We start from the raw sequence: 17,363 nt of genomic DNA, 5'->3' as shown, positions 1-17,363 counted from the left end.
TAAGCCTCATGCACGGAGTTCAGGCGGTCGGCGCCGAGGGTGGGGGCGGTGACCCGCATGGTCGTGGAGACGTCCTGGGCGGCGGGGGCCAGGTGCAGCCGCTGGATGCCGGAGTCGTCCTCGCCGACGGGGCCGCAGGCCTCGCACGGGTCCTGGCCGAAACCGGCGAACCGATAGGCCACTTCCATGATCCGGTTGCGGTCGGTGCGCTTGAAGTCGGCCGTCAGGTGGACCCCGGCGGCGTGCGCCTGCGCCATCAGCCAGCGCAGGATCGTGGCGCCGGTACCGAAGGAGACCACCCGGCAGGAGGTGGCGAGCAGCTTCAGGTGCCAGCGGCCCGGCAGGCGCTCCAGCAGCAGCACGCCCACCGCGCCGTGGCTGCCGAAACGGTCGGTCAGGCTTGTGACCAGCACGTCGTGGTCGGGGTCCGCGAGCAGGGCCGTGAGGTCGGCGTCCGAGTAGTGGATGCCCGTCGCGTTCATCTGGCTGGTGCGCAGGGTGAGTTCCTCGACGCGGGCCAGCTGCTCGGGCCCGGCGTGCTCGATGACCAGACGCAGGTCGAGGGTGCGCAGGAACTCCTCGCTGGAGCCGGTGTGCTCGGCCTCGGCGCGCTCGCGCTTCACGCCTGCCTGGTACATGGATCGCCGGTTGGCGGCGTCCTCGGTCACGTGGGCCGGGCTGAACTCGGGCAGGCTGGTGAGCTCGGTCGCGCGGTGGGCCTCGTAGGTGCGCACCGCGGGCAGTTCGTGTTCGACCTCGGCCCGCTCGGCGGGCTGGTCGTCGATGAAAGCGATGGCCGACTCGGCGAACTTCAGCTCGGCGGCGATGGTGCGGACGCTGTCGGACTTGCGGCCCCAGCCGATCTGCGGAACCAGGAAGTACTCGGCCAGGCCCAGCTTCTCCAGCCGTGCCCAGGCGTGGTCGTGGTCGTTGCGGCTGGCGACCGACTGCAGGATGCCCCGGGCGTCCAGCCGAAGGACGGTGCGCCGGATCTCCTCGGTCAGCTCGACCTCGTCGTCCTCCAGCAGGGTGCCCCGCCACAGGGTGTTGTCCAGGTCCCAGACCAGGCACTTGACCAGGGCCGGGCCGGATACGGCCGGGGGCGTCGCGGCGGCGGTGTCAGACATCGTCAGATCTCCCAGAGAGTGGCTGCCCAGGCGGCGACCGGGCTGTTGTTCAGGACGAGCACGTGGTCGCCGCGCTGCAGCCCGCCCTCGTCGAGGAGCTGCTGGAGGTTGAGCACGACGTCCATGGCGCCCAGGTGGCCGTATGCGGCCAGGTGGCGCCGGCACACCTGGTGGATGGGCAGGCCGAGCAGGGTCTCGTAGAAGTCGAAGGCTCCCGCGGTGACGTTCTGCATGAGGGTGGCGGCGACGTCCTGCTTGCCGATGCCGGCCTCGGCAAGGGCCTCGTCGACCAGCAGGGACAGCCGCTGGCGGCTGTGCATGGCCAGGTCGAACCGGTAGCGGTCCGCGGACCGGCACTCCTCCCGCCACTCGTACCAGGGGGCGGACTTGTAGTCGACGCGGAACAGGTCGTGGAAGCTTCCGTCGCTCTGCATCCGGTGTGCCTTGAGCACCGGGCGCCCGCCGCGCACCAGGGTCATGGCGTACGCGCCGTCGCCGATCACGGTGACGGGGTAGCGCACCCGGTCGGCGCCGGTGGGGCGGCTGGCGTGCGCGATGACGGCGCTCTCGCGGCGCGGGTCGGCGGCGATCAGATCGCGGGCCAGGGCCCAGGCCGCGCTGGAGCCGGTGCAGCCCAGGCCGTCCACCGTGAAGGAGAACGCCCCGGCCAGGCCGGACTCCGCCTGCACCTGGCCGACGTCCGAGCCGAGCAGCACGTCCGGGGACCGGGGGCTGACGAGCAGGAGCAGGTCCGGGGCGGAGCCGGGCGGCAGGCCGAGGCCGCGCACGGCCTCGGCGGCCAGCCCGGCCGTGGCGCGGTCCTCGTAGACGCTCACGGTCTCGATGCCCGAGCCGTGGGCGAACTCCCTCTCCTCGTGGCCGAGCAGCCCCAGTTCGGGCAGGTCGGCCACCTTGACCCGGTCCTCGGGAAGCAGGCAGTGGAGGGCGCCGATGCCGATCTCGCCACCGTTCCCGCCCTGCTGGTCGTGGTTCGTCATGCCCACACCGTCATTGCCTCGTCGGCCAGCAGCAGCTGGCTGATCTCGTTGCTTCCTTCGATGACTTCCATCAGCTTCGCGTCGCGGTAGGCGCGGGCCACCACGTGCGAGTTGGCCGCCCCTGCCGAGGCGAGCACCTGGACCGCGGAGGCCGCGCCGTGGGCGGCGGACCCGGCGGCCACGTGCTTGGCCAGCACGGCCGCGGCCGCGTGCCGCGGGTCCCGGGCGTCCCAGTCCCGGCTGGCCTGCTCGCAGGCCAGGGCCGAGGTCTTCTCGGCCGCGTGCAGCTCGGCGATGTGCCGCCGGACCAGCTGGTGTCGGGAGATCGGGCTGCCGAAGGTGTGCCGCTGCGCGCTGTGCCGTACGACAGCTCGCAGGCAGGCCCGCAGGATGCCCACGCAGCCCCAGGCCACGGAGATCCGGCCGTGGGTGAGCGGGGAGGTCACCAGCATGGCGGCCGGCATCCCGGCGCCGCCCAGCAGGTGGGTCGCGGGCAGCCGGACCCGGTCCAGGCGCACCATGGAGTGCCCGGCCGCCCGGCAGCCGAGCGGGTCGGGGATCCGCTCGATGCTCACCCCGGGCGCGTCCGCGGGCACCACGGCCATCGCGGCGCCGTCTCCGTAGCGGCCCAGGACCACGAGCAGGGAGGCGTAGTGCGCGCCGGTCACCCAGGTCTTCTCGCCGCTCAGGACGATGGCGTCGCCGTCCCGGGCGATCTCGGTGGCCACGGCCGAGAGATCGCTGCCGGCGCCCGGCTCGCTGAACGCGACCGCGGCGGTCTCACCGGAGGTCAGCCGTGGCAGGAATGCCTCCTTCTGGGCGGCCGAGCCGAACCGGGAGACGGTCCAGGCGGCGATGCCCTGGGAGGTCATGACACTGCGCAGCGAGCTGCAGGCCTCCCCGGTCGCGGCGATCAGCCCGCCGTGATCGAGGCTGCTCAGGCCGAGGCCGCCGAACGTCTCGGGTACGTCGGCGCACAGGATGCCCTTGGCGCCCAGCTCGCGGATGACCTCCCGGGGGATCTCGGTGGTCCGGTCCCAGTCCTCGACGCGGCCTTCGGTCAGCTCCGCCACCAGGGCGGCCGCCTGTCGGCCGGTCTCATGCATCGGCGCTGCCCGTCGCGCCGCCCGCGCGGAGCCGCTCGATGAGGGCGGTCATCGCGCGGACGCTGCGGAAGTTGTCCATCTTCAGCTCGTCGCCGCCGATGGTCACCGCGTACACGGTCTCCACGTGCACGACCAACTCCAGGGAGAACAGGGAGGTGACGGCGCCGGAGGCGAAGAGGTCGGTGTCGGGGCCCACCGGCACCTTCACGCGGCTCTCCAGGAAGGCGAGCAGCTCGGCTTCGGTCTCGGCGGCGCCGTGCTGGGGGGAGGAGGGGGTGGACACGGTGATCGGGTGCCTCTCGGTCGGTGGTGCGGCGGGGGAAGGGGTTGCGCTCCGCTCGGAACTCGTCCGCGCAGAGGCCGGGTCAGGGCCCGTACTCATAGAAGCCACGGCCCGTCTTGCGCCCGTGGTGGCCGGCGGCGACCTTGGAGAGCAGGAGGTCGCAGGGGTCGTATCCGGCGTCGCCGGTGCGCTCGTGGAGCACGCGGAGGCTGTCCACCACGTTGTCCAGGCCGATCAGGTCGGCGGTGGCCAGGGGGCCGGTGGTGTGGCCGAGGCAGCCGCGGAACAGGGCGTCCACCTCTTCGTGGCCGGCGATGCCCTCCTGCACGATCCGCGCGGACTCGTTGATCATCCGCTGCAGGATGCGGTTGATGACGAAGCCGGGCCCGTCGCCCACCACGACCGACTCCCGGTCCAGGGCGGTGAGCAGCTCCAGGGTGCGGCCGAGGGCGCCGTCGGTGCTGCGTGGTCCGCGGATCACCTCGACGGTGCGGATCAGGTAGGGCGGGTTCATGAAGTGGGCGCCGACGACGTCCTCGGGGCGGGCGCAGTGCCCGGCGAGCTCGTCGACGGGGATGCCGGAGGTGTTGGTGATCACCGGGGTGCCCGGCTTCACCAGCCCCGAGGCCTTGGTGAGGACGTCCGCCTTGACCTCGGGCAGCTCCACTACCGCCTCCACCACGGCCGTGGCGGGCGCGACCGCGCCGAGGTCGGTGGTGGCCAGCAGCTCCGGGTGCTGCTCGACCCGCGGCAGTTTGCCCAGCAGCTGGCCCTGCCGGATCCGCTGGCGTACGTCTCGGGTGGCGCGGGCGAGGATCTCCTCGTCCACGTCGACCAGGACGACTGGAACGCCGTGGCCGAGGGCGAGGGCGGCGATGCCCGTGCCCATCACGCCCGCGCCCAGCACGGCGAGTAGGTGGTTGTGCTGTTCCGTCACGTCTTCACTCGTTTCGGTCGGATGCGGCGACGAGGGAGCCGCTGAGCAGTTCGAGGTAGCCCGGGTCCTTGCCGGCGAGGTGCGCCAGGGCGGATCGCAGCAGCGCCCCGGTAGGCACGGGCCGCTGCCCGCTGTCCCGGAGCCAGGGCTGCCAGGCCTCGGCCTCCACGCCGGAGTCGGCGCCTTCGTGGCCGGCCAGGTCGTAGAGCGCCATGCTGGTCAGGACGTCGTTGCCGCCGGCGCGGGCCCGGTCGGCCACGGTGGTGAGCCAGTCGGACCGGCTCAGCGGCTCGGTGGCCAGCCCCGCCTCGCCGAGGAGGCCGAACAGGCGTCGGGCGCTGTAGCCCTCGGGCGCGACCAGGTGGAAGGCGCGGCCGGCGGAGCCCGGGGTGAACAGCAGGTCCACCACGGCCCTGGACACCAGGTCCACGGGGGCCATCGGCATGGGGCGGTCGTCAAGCGGGTGCGCCCCGGTGGCCACTCCGGAGGCGAGCATCCGCCAGAGCATGTCCTTGGGGTTGCAGGCGCCGGTGCGGGTGGAGCCGAGGATCAGGCCGGGCCGGAAGACCCGTACCCGCATGCCCTCGGACTCGGCGCGCTCCAGTAGCCGCTCGCAGACCCACTTGCCGACCCCGTAGCCGCCCTGGGCCGGGTCGAGGGGCTGTTCGCGCGTCTCCAGGGTGCGGCCGTCGGCGCCGAGTGCCGGGCCGGTCGCCGCGAGCGAGGAGACGAATCCGAAGTCGCGGACGCCGTGTCGGCGGGCCCAGCGCAGCAGGCCGAGGGTGGCCAGCACGTTCTCGGAGCGCAGTTCGCTGTACGGCTCGGTGAACACGACCTTGGCCGCGCAGTGCAGGATGTGCCCGACCTGCCGGGCCAGTTCGCCGCCCCGGTGGTTCTCGCAGACGTCTTCGACGGTGTGCAGGTCGCCGAGGACGACCCGGACCCGGTCCGGGTCGGGGGCGGGCAGGGCGTACGCGTCCGCGGCCCGGCGCAGCCGGTCCAGGCCCTCGTCCTCGCTGGCGGCCCGGACCAGGCAGTACACGCGGTGCCCGGTCGTGTCCAGCAGTTGGTGCAGCAGGAAGGCGCCGAGGAAGCCGGTGGCCCCGGTGAGGAGCACACCGGTGCCGGGTGCCCGGCCCGGGGCGGCCTCGCCCAGCGGCAGGGCGAGGTCGGCGTCGACGAGCGCGCCCTCGCCGTCGGCCACCTGTTCGTGCTCCTGCGGGTCGGTGTCCCCGCTCTGCCCGGCGTCCACGATGGCTGCCAGTCGGCGGACGGTGGCCTTGCTGCCGCCGGCCCGGTGCAGGTTGACCAGGACCCCGAGGCGGGCGTGGATCTCCAGGCCCATCCGGACGGACAGCAGTGAGGTCCCGCCGAGGGTGCCGAACTCGTCGTCCAGGCCGATGGCGGGGGTGCCGAACAGCTCCGCCCAGATGTCCAGGAGGGTGTCCACGGTGGCGGAGCCGGTGCGGGGCCGCTCCGCGGGCGCCGGGGCGGCGGCCGCCGCGGGGGCGTCGGCCGGGGCAGGGCGGTGCGGTCCAGCGCCCAGTAGCGGCGCCGCTGGTACGGGTAGGTGGGCAGCTCCAGCCGACGGCCGCGGCCGCCCCGGGCGAGGTGCTCCCAGTCGGTCTCGGCACCGTGCAGCCAGGCCGCGGTGACCGCCTCGTCGAGGGCGTCGGGGGCGGGTACGCCGTGGGCGTCGAGGACGAGCACGGGGTGCCTGCCCGCGGCCTCCGACTCGGCCGCCAGCTTCAGGACGTAGCTGTCCGCGGGCAGTTCGGCGGGGACGGCGGGCACCACGTCGGCCCGGCCGCCGAAGGCCTGCACCAGGTGTTCGAGAATCCGGGCCGGTACGGCCGGCTGCTCGGGGGCGACCAGCAGCACCCGACGGGAGGTGGCCCGTACGGTCTTGGCGTGCGGCGGCCGGGGCAGCCGCAGGGCCGCGGCGAGCTTGTCCGGGGCCGCGGTCACCACCCGGCGCTCGGCGAAGGCGCGGCGGCCGACCCGCAGGGTGTGGGCGACGTCTCCGGCGGGTGCGCCCGCGTCGAGGCGGTCGGCGACCGCGCGGGAGAGCGCGTCCAGTTCGGTGCGGGTCCGCGCGGAGAGCACGAGGCGCACCTGGTCGCCGGGTTCGGCGGCCGGGCGGGTGGGGGCGGGCGGCGGGGCGAGGACCACCGAGGCGTTCGTGCCCCCCAGGCCCATCGAGTTCACCAGCAAATGCCAGCCGCTCTCGCCCTGGAGGGAGACCGGCTCGGTGGGGATGTGGAAGGGGCTCTCGGCCAGCACCCCGGGGTCGCGGGGGTGCTCGAAGGACGGGTGCGGGGGCACCACACCGGTCCGGGCCACGTGGACGGCCTTGATGAACCCGGCGATGCCGGCGGCCCAGCCGGCGTGGCCGATGTTGGCCTTCACCGAGCCGAGGGCGCACCCGCCGGGGGCGGGCTGCGGGCCGCCGTCGCTCTGGCCGGCGGTGCGGAACCCCTGGGTCAGGCCGCGGAGTTCCAGGCTGTCGCCGAGCTGGGTGCCCGAGCCGTGCGCCTCCACGTAGCGCACGGTGTGCGCTTCCGCGCCGGCCACGGCGAGCGCCCCGGCGACCACACCGGCCAGGCCCGCCGCGCTGGGCGCGGTGAAGCCGGAGCGCGTCGCGCCGTCGTTGCCGATCGCGCTGCCGCGGATCACGGCGAGCACCGGGTCGCCGTCGGCGAGGGCGTCGCCCAGGCGGCGCAGGACCACGGCGCCCGCGCCCGCCCCGGCGGCGGTACCGGTGGAGCGCGCGTCGAAGGGCCGGCACTGGCCGTCCTCGGACATCACGCCGCCGGGCGCGTACGTGTAGCCCACCAGGGGGTCGCTGACCGCCGCGCCGCCGACCACGGCGAGGTCGCACTCGCCGGAGAGCAGGCTCAGGACGGCGTAGTGCACGCCGGTGAGCGAGGAGGAGCAGGCCGTCTGCACGCCGACCGAGGGGCCGCGCAGGCCCAGCTTGTACGCCACGCGCGAGGCGATGAAGTCGGCGGTGCCGCCGAGCGTGAGGTCCAGGTCGTCGACGGCGGCGGCGAGGCCGCCCTCGCGCACCTTCGCCGCCTGCAGGGCGAAGGTGTACGGGCTCGGCCCGCCGCTGGCGAACACGCCGACCACCGGGCCGGTGCCGGTGCCGGAGGGCGCGTGCCCGGCGGACTCCAGGGCCTCCCAGCACACTTCGAGGAACAGCCGGTGGGCCGGGTCGATGAGCTCGGCCTCGGCCGGGGAGTAGCCGAAGAACTCGCCCGCGAACAGCTCCACGCCGGGCACGGTGGCCGCGACCGGCACGAACGCGGGGTCCTTCAGCGCCGCGTCCGGCATGCCGGTGGCGCGCAGCCGCTCCTCGGTCTGCTCGCGGGTCGAGACCACGCCCGCGACCAGGTTGTTCCAGAAGGCGGCGGTGTCCGGGCCGTCGGGGAAGCGGCAGCCGGCGCCGATGACCGCGATGTCGGTGGCACGGCTCATGTGAGGCCCCCGGCGGTGGCGCCGCCGCTGCGGCCGAGCAGTTGGGACCGGTCGCGGCCGCCGAGTTCGGCGTCCACGGCGGCGCCGGCGTCCGGGCGGTCGGCGAGCAGGCCGGCCTGGGCGCGGATGGTGGGGTGCTCGAAGAGGTCCTCGATGGCGAGTTCGCGTCCGGCGAGTTCCTCCAGGTGCTCCTGGAGGACCATGACGAGCAGCGAATGGCCGCCCGCGTCAAAGAAGTTGACGTCCACGTCCTGGATCTCGGCACCGAGCACCGTGCTCCAGATCCGGCGTACGTCCTCCATCGGGTCCGTCATGGATGTACTTCTCCAGTCTCCGGGCCCGCATCGGGCCGGTCGGCGTGCGCGGTGTCGTCCGGGGGCGGCGGCAGGACCGGGGTGTCCGGGTCCGCGGCCAGCCGTCCGGCGGCCTGCACCAGGGCGTTCAGTAGCGTTTCTGCGGTCGAGGCGCCGAACAGTGCGGTGGCGTAGGCCAGTTCGAGTTCGATGCACTCGTCGGCGTCCCGCAGCGTGAACTCGAGTTCGTACTTGATGCGCAGTCCGGGCGGCGGGAGCTGCCGGGACCGCACCGCGGGACCCAGGTCGGGCGCGGCGGGCGGGTCCATCACCGCCGTGACCAGTACCGGGGTGACGGGCGGGCGGCCCAGTCCCCGGCCGGGGTCCAGCTCGGCGACCAGCGTCTCGAAGGGGACGTCCGCGTACCGGTAGGCGGCCAGGCTCTCGTCCCGGACCCGGCCCAGCAGGCCGCGCCAGGTGGGGGCGTCCCGCAGGTCGACCCGCAGCAGCAGAGTCTTGATCAGCATGGCCACGGCCTCGGTCTCGGCCGCGGTCGCCCGGCCTGCCCAGGGGAAGGCGAACAGGAAGTCCCGCTGCTCCCCCGTCCCGGCCAGCACCGCACCGAGCAGCGCGGGGGCCGCCATCGAGGCGGTGGCCCGCTCGGTGGCCAGCACCGCGCGCAGGGCGGCGCTGGTCGAGGCGGACAGCCGCGCCCGGCGGACGTCGGCGGACGTGTCCTGGACCCCGGTACGCTCCCGGTCGCGCGGCAGGGCGATGTCCGCGGGCGCCCCGCGCAGCCGGGCCAGCAGGGCCTCCGCCCGCTCGGCCTGCCCGGCCGCGGCGGCGGGCCCGGCGGCGGCCAGCTCGGCGGGGTGGACCGCGGGCGGCAGGACGGGCCGGCGGCCCGTCGTCAGCGCCCGGTACGCCTCACCGAGCTGGCGCAGCAGCAGTTGCTGCGCCCAGCCGTCGGTGACGATGTGGTGGATGACCAGCACCAGAAGGACGCGTCGGCCGACCATGAGGACCTGGGCCCGGACGGGGGCCTCCTCGGCGAGGTCGAAGGGCGTCCAGCAGTAGTCCGTGAGCTGTCGGGTGAGCTCCTCCTCGCCCAGGCCGGACCGGTCGGCCACCTCGACCGCGGGCAGCGGGGCGTCCGTGGTGCACAGCACCTGCCGGCTCGCCCGGTCCAGGCGGAAGCGGGAACGCAGCGCGGGGTGGTGCCCGAGGACCTCGGCCACGGCGGTGGCGAGCACATGGGGGTCCACCTCGCCGGTGAACTCCACGACCGTGGGGGCCAGGTAGGCGCTGCGCTGGCTGGCGATCCGGTCCAGGAAGACCATGCGCTGCTGGACGGGGGTCGCCGGGTGTCGGCCGTCCTCGGCCGGTCCCGCGCCGGGGTCCGCGGCGGCCCGGGCGGAGGTCGCCGCCTGTGCGGTGTCCCGCAGTGCGGTGAGGCCGGCGACGGTCGGCCGGGCCAGGAAGTCGCCCACGGCCAGCGCGATACCGTCCTCGCGCTGCACGGCGGCGAGCATCCGCACCGCGAGGAGCGAGTGCCCGCCGAGCGCGAAGAAGTCGTCGTCCGGCCCGAGCTGCGGTTCGGCGGTGTCCGGTCCGGCCGGGCCGGTGCGGCCCTCTGCTGCGAGGGCGGCCAGGAACCGGTCGCCGGCCCACCGGTACGCCGGGTCCGCCGCGGCGGGCCGATGCCCGGCCCGGGGCAGCGGCTCGGCGCGCAGCGCGCGCAGCGCCCGGAAGTCGGTCTTGTCGTTGGCGGTCATCGGCAGCCCGTCCACCGGGTAGACGGCCCCGGGCAGCACGGCGGCCGGGAGCCAGCGCAACAGCGGCCGGACCAGGTCCTCGTGCCCGGGCGGGGTGCCGGAGGCGTCGAGGACCACGTAGGCGACCAGGCGCGCCGGGTCGCCCTCGGCGGTGACCGCGGCGGACAGCACGGTCTCGTGCTGCTCCTCGATCAGGGTGGCGACCTCGGCGGGCTCGATGCGGTTGCCGAGGATCTTGACCTGCTCGTCGGCACGGCCCAGGTACTCGACCGTGCCGTCCTCGCGGACGGCCACCCGGTCTCCGGTGCGGTACATCCGGGCCTCGGGCTCGTCCGCCGGGGCGAACGGGTCCGCGAGGAAGGCGGCGTCGGTCAGGTCGGGCCTGCCGAGGTAGCCGTGCGAGACGCCGACGCCCGCGAGGTACAGCTCGCCGGGTACGCCGGGCGGCAGTTCCTCCCCGGCCGGCCCCAGCACGTAGGCGCGGGTGTTCCACACCGGCACCCCGATCGGGGGCGCCTGCGGGTCGGCCGGGTTCACCGGGGCGGACAGGCTCGTGCACGACACCTCGGTGGGGCCGTAGACGTTGCGCATCGGCACGCCCCAACGGGTGTGGCACTCCGCGGCCAGGGCGCGGGTCAGTTTCTCCCCGCCGAGGTAGAGCATCCGGAGGGTGCCGGCCCGGGGTGCCGGTCGGGGCCGCATCCCCTCGGCGGCGTCCTCGGCGGCGTCCTCGGCCGCGGTCTCTTCGGCTGCGGTCTCTTCGGCGGCCTCCTCGGCGTCGAGTACGGCGCGCAGCAGGCCCGGGGTCATGGCGGCCACGGTCGTGTCGCGCAGCAGGGCGAGCAGCGCCCGGCCGTCCTTGCGCTCCACGTCGTCGGCGTAGACGAGCTCGGCCCCCGAGACCAGCGCCCGGAAGGTCTCGAAGGTGGCCGGGTCGAAGGAGGTGCCCACCACGCACAGCAGCCGGTCGGCCGGGCCCAGCCCGGAGTCCTCGGCCCACCACAGCACGGTGTTGGCCAGGCCGCGGTGCGGTACGGGCACGCTCTTGGGCCGGCCGGTGGTGCCGGAGGTGTAGATGACCACGGCGGTGTCCTGGCCCGCCGGTTCGGGGGGCCGGCGCTCGCCGGTCGGCCCGTGCCGCAGCGCGCCGAGGTCCAGGACCCGTACGTCGGCGCCGGCCTTGCGGAGCACCTCGGCCCCGGCCTCGTCCGCCAGTACGGTGTCCACGCCGAGGTCGCCGAGGATGTACTCGAGGCGCTCCACCGGCGTGTCCAGGCCGAGCGGCACGTAGGCGCGGCCCGCGCGCAGCACGCCGAGCCAGCCCGCTGCCAGGGCCGGTCCGCGGGCGGCCAGGACGGGCACGGCCCCCTCGGCTCCGGGCGGCCCGGCCGTGGCGCCGGACGGCTCTTCGGCGGAGGCGAGGGCGTGGGCGACGGCCCAGGACCAGTCGTCGAGTTCGCCCCGGCTGATCCGGTCCGCGCTCCCGGAGACGGCCACGGCCGCGGGGTCCTCGGCGAGCCGGGTGGCCAGCAGGCCGAGCAGCGAGCGGTCGGCGGGCGGCTCGGTGCGGCTGAGGTCCCGGTGTGCCCCGGTGAGCACGCCCTGGACCGGGGTCTGCGGGGTCCGGACCGACAGCGGCAGCGCCGCCAGCGGGGTCTGCGGGGCTTCGACGGCCGCGGCCAGCAGCGCGAGGAAGGCGTCGCGGAAGCGGGCGGCGGTTTGCGGGGAGCAGAGCCCGAGGTCGTACTCGATGGTGCCGGCCACCCCGTCGGGGCGGTCCTCCAGGAGGAACAGCAGGTCGTAGCGGGCGGCGCCGGTGGGCAGCAGCTCCGGTTGCTGCCAGCGCCGGTGGCCCGCGGTCCGCGGCACCGGCATGTTCTGGACGCCGAAGGCGACCTCGACCAGCGAGCCGCGCCCTGTGCCGCGCTTGGCGGCGGTCAGGGCGGTGAGCCGGTCGAAGGGCAGGTCCTGGTGGGCCATGGCCCGGAAGGACTCGGTGCGCGCCTCGCGGCACAGCTCCTCGAATGTCTGCCCGGCGGCGGGGCGGCAGCGCAGCGGCACGGTGTTGACGAAGCAGCCGACCGCTCCTTCCAGGCAGCGCTTCGGCCGGTTCGCCATGACGGTGCCGACGACGAAGTCGGAGGCGCCCGACCAGCGGCGCAGCACCTCCTGGAAGGCGGCGAAGAGCACCACGAAGGGGGTGGCGCGCAGCTGCGTGGCGAGGGCGCCGGTGCGTTCCCACAGCTCGGCGGGTACGGGGAATGCGAGGTGGCCGCCCGGGCGGGCCTCCGCGCCGCGGGTGCCGCGGCTGGGGAACAGCGGCGAGTCGCCGGCGTCGGTCAGCTCCTCGGCCCGCGCGGCGGCCCGGCCCTCCACGTCGCGCAGGCCCCAGGAGGCGCGCTCCCAGTGTGCGAAGTCCGCGTACTGGACGACGGGTTCGGGGGTGGCGTCGGCGGTGCCGGGCTCAAGGGCCGCCTCGTACCCCTCGAGGAGGTCGTCGAGGAGGGTGCCCAGGGACCAGCCGTCGAAGGCGATGTGGTGCAGCGTGAGAAGCAGTGTGTCGCCCTCGGGGGCGCCCTGCCACAGGTCGCAGCGCAGCGGCTGCCCGGAGGCCAGGTCGAAGGGGGCGCGGGCGCGCTCGGCGAGCTCGGTCGGGCCGGGCCGGGCGGCGGAGCGGTGTACGGAGATCTCGGGGGCCGCGGGTCGAGGATCAGCTGCACGGGGCGGCCGTCGCGCAGCCGGTAGGCGGTGCGCAGGGCCTCGTGGCGGGTGACCACGCGCAGCAGGGAGCGGCCCAGGGCGGGCAGGTCGACCGCCTCGTTCCAGCGCAGCAGCAGCGGCACGTTGTAGGCGGCGGTGTCGGGGTGGGCCTGCTCGATGAACCAAAGGCTTTCCTGGGCTGCGGACAGGGGCGCTTCGGCGGCGCCCCGCCGGATCAGTTCCAAGGTGATCTGTTCAGGCATGATGTGCCCCTCCGTCAGCTCCGGGCGGTCGCAGAGTGCCGTGCCGTCTCGGTCAGTTCGGCCAGGTCTGCGGCCAGCAGGACGTCGGTCGGCCCGAGATCGGCCGACGCGGCCTCGTTGACGCGGGCGGCCAGCTGGATCGCCAGGATCGAATTGCCGCCCGCTTCGATGAAGTTGTCCTCGTCCCGGGCTTCCGCGACCTCCAGGACCTCGCACCACAACCGCCGGATCTCGGCGGCCAGCCCGTCGGGTGTCCGGCCGGGTCGCGCTTCCGCTCCGCCGGCGGCCGGCTTCGGGGCGGCGGCAGCGGGTGCGTCCGGCGCGTCCAGGGCGAGCAGCGCGTCGCGGTCCGCCTTGCCGGTGGGCCCCAGCGGAAGGGAGTCGAGTACGGTCCACCGGGCCGGCAGCATGTAGCCGGGCAACTCGGCGGCGAGTGCGGCCTGCAGGCCGGCCACCACCTCGGCGGGTGTGCCCGCGTCCGCGGCCGGCAGCACGAAGCCCACCAGCACGGCCGAGGACCCCTCGCCGGTCTTCTCCACGACGGCCGCGGCCGCCAGGCCGGTGGCCACCGCCGCCCGCTCGATCTCCTCGAGCTCCACGCGGAACCCGCGGATCTTCACCTGGCGGTCGAGCCGCCCGAAGATCTCCAGCCCGCCGCCGGGGAGCCTGCGGACGACATCGCCGGTCCGGTAGAACACTCCCTGCCCGGGGTCGTCCGGCAGCACGGTGAACCGCTCGGCCGTCAGCTCGGGGCGTCCCAGGTAGCCGAGGGCCACGCCGGGTCCGCCGATGTACAGCTCGCCGCGCTCGCCGTCGGGCACGGGCGCCAGGTCTTGGCCGAGCACGCGGAGTTCGGTGTGCTGGATGGCATCGCCGATGGGCACGCGCGCCGCCCCGCGAAGCCGCTCGGGGTGAGGTCGTGATACGTGGCGAAGGTGGTGGTCTCGGTGGGCCCGTAGACGTTGACCAGCCGGTCCGGCCCGCCCGCGGCGAGCACCCGGCGGGCCGCCTCGGGGGTCAGCGCCTCGCCGCCGACGAGCAGGGTCGCCAGCGTGCCGAGGGCGGCCGGGCGCTCCTGGGCGATCATGTGGAACAGCGAGGTGGTCAGGAACATCGCCGCCACGCGCTCGGTGCGCAGCAGCTCCAGCCAGCGGTCCAGGCCGGTGGCGGCCACGGCGGGCATGACCACGACCGTGCCGCGGGCCGCCAGGGTGGCCCAGATCTCGAACGTGGTGGCGTCGAAGGCCGGGTTGGCGGCGTTCGCCACGCGCGTGCCGGGCCCGAGGGTGCAGTACGCCGGGGTGTCCACGAGCCGGAGTACGGCTCGGTGCGGCACGACCACGGCCTTGGGGCGCCCGCTGGTGCCGGAGGTGAAGTTCACGTACAGCGGATCGTCCCCGCCGACGCCGTCGTCGGCGACCTCGGGGGCCTGTGCGGTGCCGGCGGTCGTGCGGACCACCTCGACCGTGGGCAGCCCCGGTGCCAGGGCGGCCGCCCGGCCGCCGTCCTCCGGCGCGGTGACCACGCAGCGCGCCGCGGCGTCGGCCAGTTGGGCCGCGGAGCGCTGGGGCGGGGCGCCCATGTCGAGCGGGACGTAGAAGGCGCCCGCGCGGGCGGCGGCCAGCATGGCCACCACGAGGTCGGCGCCACGTTCCAGGGCGATGCCGCAGGCGTCGCCGGGGCGGATGCCCGCGGCGGCCAGCCGTGCGGCGAGGGCCCCTGCCAGGTCCCACAGTTCTCCGTAGCCGAGCTCGCGACCCGTGGCCGCCTCGCGCACGGCCGGTGCGCCGGGGTGCTGCTGCGCGTGCTGTCCGATGAGGTGGTGCACCCCGGTCGGGAGAACGGCCGGAATGCTCGGGTGCGTGTGGGTGTCCATGGCGGTGGCGTCTCTGCTGAGGTCGGATGGGGGCGGTCGGGCGCGCGGCCCTCGTCAGCCCCCCATGCCTGCCTGGTTCCGGAAGGTGCGCAGCCAGCGGAGGGTGAACCGCATGGCGTGGTGGTTGGCCGCCGGCTTCATCGCGCCGCCCTGGAAGAACTTCCGTCCTTCGATGGCGGGTCCGAGGACGCTGATGCGCCGGTCGACGCTGCCGTCCGGGCGGATCACGCAGAAGTCGTCGGTGAGGTCGAGGCCGCCGGGCTCGAAGCCCTCGCCGCCGCCCTGGTGCGGGTTGTGCCACTTGCGGACCAGGCCGCGGCGCAGCAGGTTCGGGTAGAGCGGGGCGATGTCGGCGGAGGCATCGAAGGCCGGTACCCGCGCGTCGACCAGGACGTCGATCCGGCGGACGGCACCGGTGTGCGGGCCGGTGACGATCAGCCCCTCGCCGTCGGTGTCCACGCGGGCCCGGGGGCCGGGAGACACGTCGAGGATGCCGTGCTCGATGAGCGCCTGGATGCGGTCCATGACGTCCGGGACCGGACCGTAGGCCAGCCGGTTGTGGTGGCGCAGCCAGGTGCTGAGGAAGGTGCGGTGCGCGTCGGCGTGCAGGCCGCCGTCGTTGACGGCGTGCACGATGACCGGGCGCAGGCCCCGCCATACTCCGTCGGCGGCGGTCTTGGCGGGGTTCTCGAAGACGCCCTGCCGGGCCCACAGATGGTCGGTGGCCATGAACTCGGCCATGGCCTTGCGGTACTGCGCGGGCGAGGTCCGGTCGCCGGGCGCGATGGGTTCGAGGGTGCGCTCCCAGGAGAACAGGTTGCCGGAGGGCAGTACGGCGTGCCGGGTGGGGGAGGTCAGCGCGGCGGCGAGCGCGGCCGTCTCGGCCGGGTCGTCGAGTGCGGCCTCCAGGCGCTGCCGGTTCTCGGCGCCGAGCACCACGTCCGCGTAGCGGCGCAGCAGGTCGGCGAAGGACCAGTCGCGCGGCTGCGCTGCCAGTTCGGCGTACCGGGCGCGGCCCAGCATGAGGGACTCGACGGCTTCCGCGGCCTCGGCCGCGGCCCGCTCCAGTGGGGCGGTGAGGAGAGTGACGGAGTCCTGTGCGGGCGCGGTGCCCCCGGCCCGGTCGAGGAATTCCTCGCGGGCGGCGGCGGACACGTCCGCGAGGTGCCGGCTGAAGTCCGTCCCGAACAGGGTCGCGTAGTAGAGCAGCGTCATCTCGGCGACGATGAGCGGGAACAGGTGGCGCTCGTAGTCGATCTGGCGCCGGGTCACCTCGCCGACGCGCACGGGTGCGCTGCCGAAGTTCTCGCGGATCCGGTCCACGGCCTCGACGGTGAGGAAGACGCCCTTGTGCTTCTTCTTGGCCCGCGGGAGTGGTCGAGCGGCCGGGCGAAGGCGAACAGCCCGGATTCGCTGAAGGCCACGATGGAGCGGGGCTCGCGGCCGGAGGGCTCGTAGCGTAGGGCGCCGTCCTCGGTGCGGGCGAAGCGTCCGCCTCGGCCCTCGGTGAGGTGCAGGACGGCGTCGACGCCGGTGAGCATGGTCCCGGCGCAGCCGACGACCGTGCCGGGGCCCGCGATGTCGGCGGTGAGCCGGTCTTCCAGCGGGTACGCGCTCGGCAGGAACACGGCGCCCGCGGTCCGCTCGGCGGCCTCGGCCCACTGGCGGGTTCGCGGGAACCGCTGCGGGTCGTTGTACGAGTGGCCGGTGAGCAGCAGCACCTGGTCGACGTCCGTGTGCACGGCGGCGGCCGGGTCGGCGGAAGGGGCGGCGTCGACCGGGACGGATGTGATGCGCAGCGGGCCGTCCGTGCCGGGTGCGGCGAGCTCCTCGATGTCGGTGACCTCGTGGTGATGCAGGGAGACCGTCACGCCGGGGTGGGCTCGCAGGATGTCCACGTACGCGTCGAACTGCTCGCGCAGCGCGAGGCCGTGCAGGTAGCGCTTGGGCCAGCTGTCCGGCTCGATGTCGAAGCGGGGGTCGCCGGTCTCGTCGAACTTCCGGCGGGCCCAGGTGTAGAGGTTGGGGCGGAGTTCCTCGGGAAGCAGATGACCTGCGTCTTCGACGCTTTCGTCGGCGCCGAAGGAAACGTGTCCGGCAACGCGATTGAGAAAACTCGTGGGGGCCTGCAGAGGGCTGTGTACCCGACCCGCGCCGAATTGCCCGGTGCGCTCAAAGACATGAATGCCGAGTTCCATGGGGCCGTCCTCGGCGGCGATCGAAGCAGCCAGCCGCTCCATCGCGTACGCGCAATACGGCCCGCCACCGACAATTGCCAGGCGTATCGGGGTCACAACTTCCTCTCTAGATCCGTAGTTCCTTGCGAGGACCGATCCGGGCGTCATGTTCGAGGCGGTCGGATGCGCGGCGCAGGGCATTTACGCGCGCCGAATCACAAACCGCCCCTCGTTGGTGCGAAGAACGCCGGGAGGGACTTCCGTACCAGTGGCGACAGCGGGGCAGTTGCCGGCAGCGCAGGCCAGCCATCCCGCAGGGCGCAACCGTCCCGGACGGCACGCTAAAAC

Annotated in this window: 11 protein-coding genes and 3 pseudogenes; all 14 read right to left on the bottom strand. The window is 74.6% G+C overall.

Translation table 11 applies throughout. The features are described from left to right. Positions 1-35: 35 nt before the first annotated feature. Positions 36-1,127: pseudogene (locus Q3Y56_RS32700) on the bottom strand (HAD-IIIC family phosphatase); the annotation flags it as partial. A gap of 2 nt (positions 1,128-1,129) precedes the next feature. Beyond that, positions 1,130-2,125, bottom strand: a complete 996-nt coding sequence (locus Q3Y56_RS32695; protein WP_304465333.1) for a 3-oxoacyl-[acyl-carrier-protein] synthase III C-terminal domain-containing protein — start codon at positions 2,123-2,125, stop codon at positions 1,130-1,132. Continuing rightward, complete coding sequence (locus Q3Y56_RS32690; RefSeq protein ID WP_304465332.1) at positions 2,122-3,231, bottom strand: acyl-CoA dehydrogenase family protein; 1,110 nt, start codon at positions 3,229-3,231, stop codon at positions 2,122-2,124. The genes Q3Y56_RS32695 and Q3Y56_RS32690 overlap by 4 nt, the downstream gene beginning before the upstream one ends. Then, complete coding sequence (locus tag Q3Y56_RS32685; protein ID WP_304465331.1) at positions 3,224-3,514, bottom strand: acyl carrier protein; 291 nt, start codon at positions 3,512-3,514, stop codon at positions 3,224-3,226. The genes Q3Y56_RS32690 and Q3Y56_RS32685 overlap by 8 nt, the downstream gene beginning before the upstream one ends. Before the next feature lie 82 nt (positions 3,515-3,596). Continuing rightward, positions 3,597-4,451, bottom strand: a complete 855-nt coding sequence (locus Q3Y56_RS32680) for a 3-hydroxyacyl-CoA dehydrogenase family protein (RefSeq protein ID WP_304465330.1) — start codon at positions 4,449-4,451, stop codon at positions 3,597-3,599. 4 nt (positions 4,452-4,455) lie between these two features. Then, positions 4,456-5,901, bottom strand: coding sequence for a thioester reductase domain-containing protein (locus Q3Y56_RS32675; protein ID WP_369696830.1), 1,446 nt, complete (start codon positions 5,899-5,901; stop codon positions 4,456-4,458). 866 nt (positions 5,902-6,767) lie between these two features. Next, positions 6,768-7,931 (bottom strand): annotated as a pseudogene (locus Q3Y56_RS32670) (polyketide synthase); the annotation flags it as partial. Beyond that, positions 7,928-8,245, bottom strand: coding sequence for an acyl carrier protein (locus Q3Y56_RS32665; protein ID WP_304465329.1), 318 nt, complete (start codon positions 8,243-8,245; stop codon positions 7,928-7,930). The gene Q3Y56_RS32665 and the pseudogene Q3Y56_RS32670, both read right to left, overlap by 4 nt. Continuing rightward, positions 8,242-12,687, bottom strand: coding sequence for an amino acid adenylation domain-containing protein (locus Q3Y56_RS32660; RefSeq protein ID WP_369696876.1), 4,446 nt, complete (start codon positions 12,685-12,687; stop codon positions 8,242-8,244). The genes Q3Y56_RS32665 and Q3Y56_RS32660 overlap by 4 nt, the downstream gene beginning before the upstream one ends. 68 nt (positions 12,688-12,755) lie before the next feature. Further along, a pseudogene (locus Q3Y56_RS33670) lies at positions 12,756-12,962 on the bottom strand (condensation domain-containing protein); the annotation flags it as partial. Between the two features lie 14 nt (positions 12,963-12,976). Next, positions 12,977-13,807 (bottom strand): non-ribosomal peptide synthetase, encoded by an 831-nt coding sequence (locus tag Q3Y56_RS32655; protein ID WP_304465327.1) that lies wholly within the window; start codon positions 13,805-13,807, stop codon positions 12,977-12,979. Further along, complete coding sequence (locus tag Q3Y56_RS32650) at positions 13,705-14,838, bottom strand: AMP-binding protein (RefSeq protein WP_304465326.1); 1,134 nt, start codon at positions 14,836-14,838, stop codon at positions 13,705-13,707. The genes Q3Y56_RS32655 and Q3Y56_RS32650 overlap by 103 nt, the downstream gene beginning before the upstream one ends. 54 nt (positions 14,839-14,892) lie before the next feature. Then, a complete protein-coding gene (locus Q3Y56_RS32645; protein WP_304465325.1) occupies positions 14,893-16,161 on the bottom strand; it encodes a hypothetical protein in 1,269 nt (422 codons plus the stop codon). Then, on the bottom strand, positions 16,107-17,078 hold the full coding sequence (locus Q3Y56_RS32640; protein WP_304465324.1) for an FAD/NAD(P)-binding protein: 972 nt from the start codon (positions 17,076-17,078) through the stop codon (positions 16,107-16,109). Before Q3Y56_RS32640 ends, Q3Y56_RS32645 begins: the two co-directional genes overlap by 55 nt. Positions 17,079-17,363 lie beyond the last annotated feature (285 nt).

The sequence above is a fragment of the Streptomyces sp. XD-27 genome, assembly GCF_030553055.1.
Classification (GTDB): domain Bacteria; phylum Actinomycetota; class Actinomycetes; order Streptomycetales; family Streptomycetaceae; genus Streptomyces.
The sequence above is the reverse complement of the archived record's forward strand: the minus strand, read 5'-3'. Positions and strand labels throughout refer to the sequence as shown.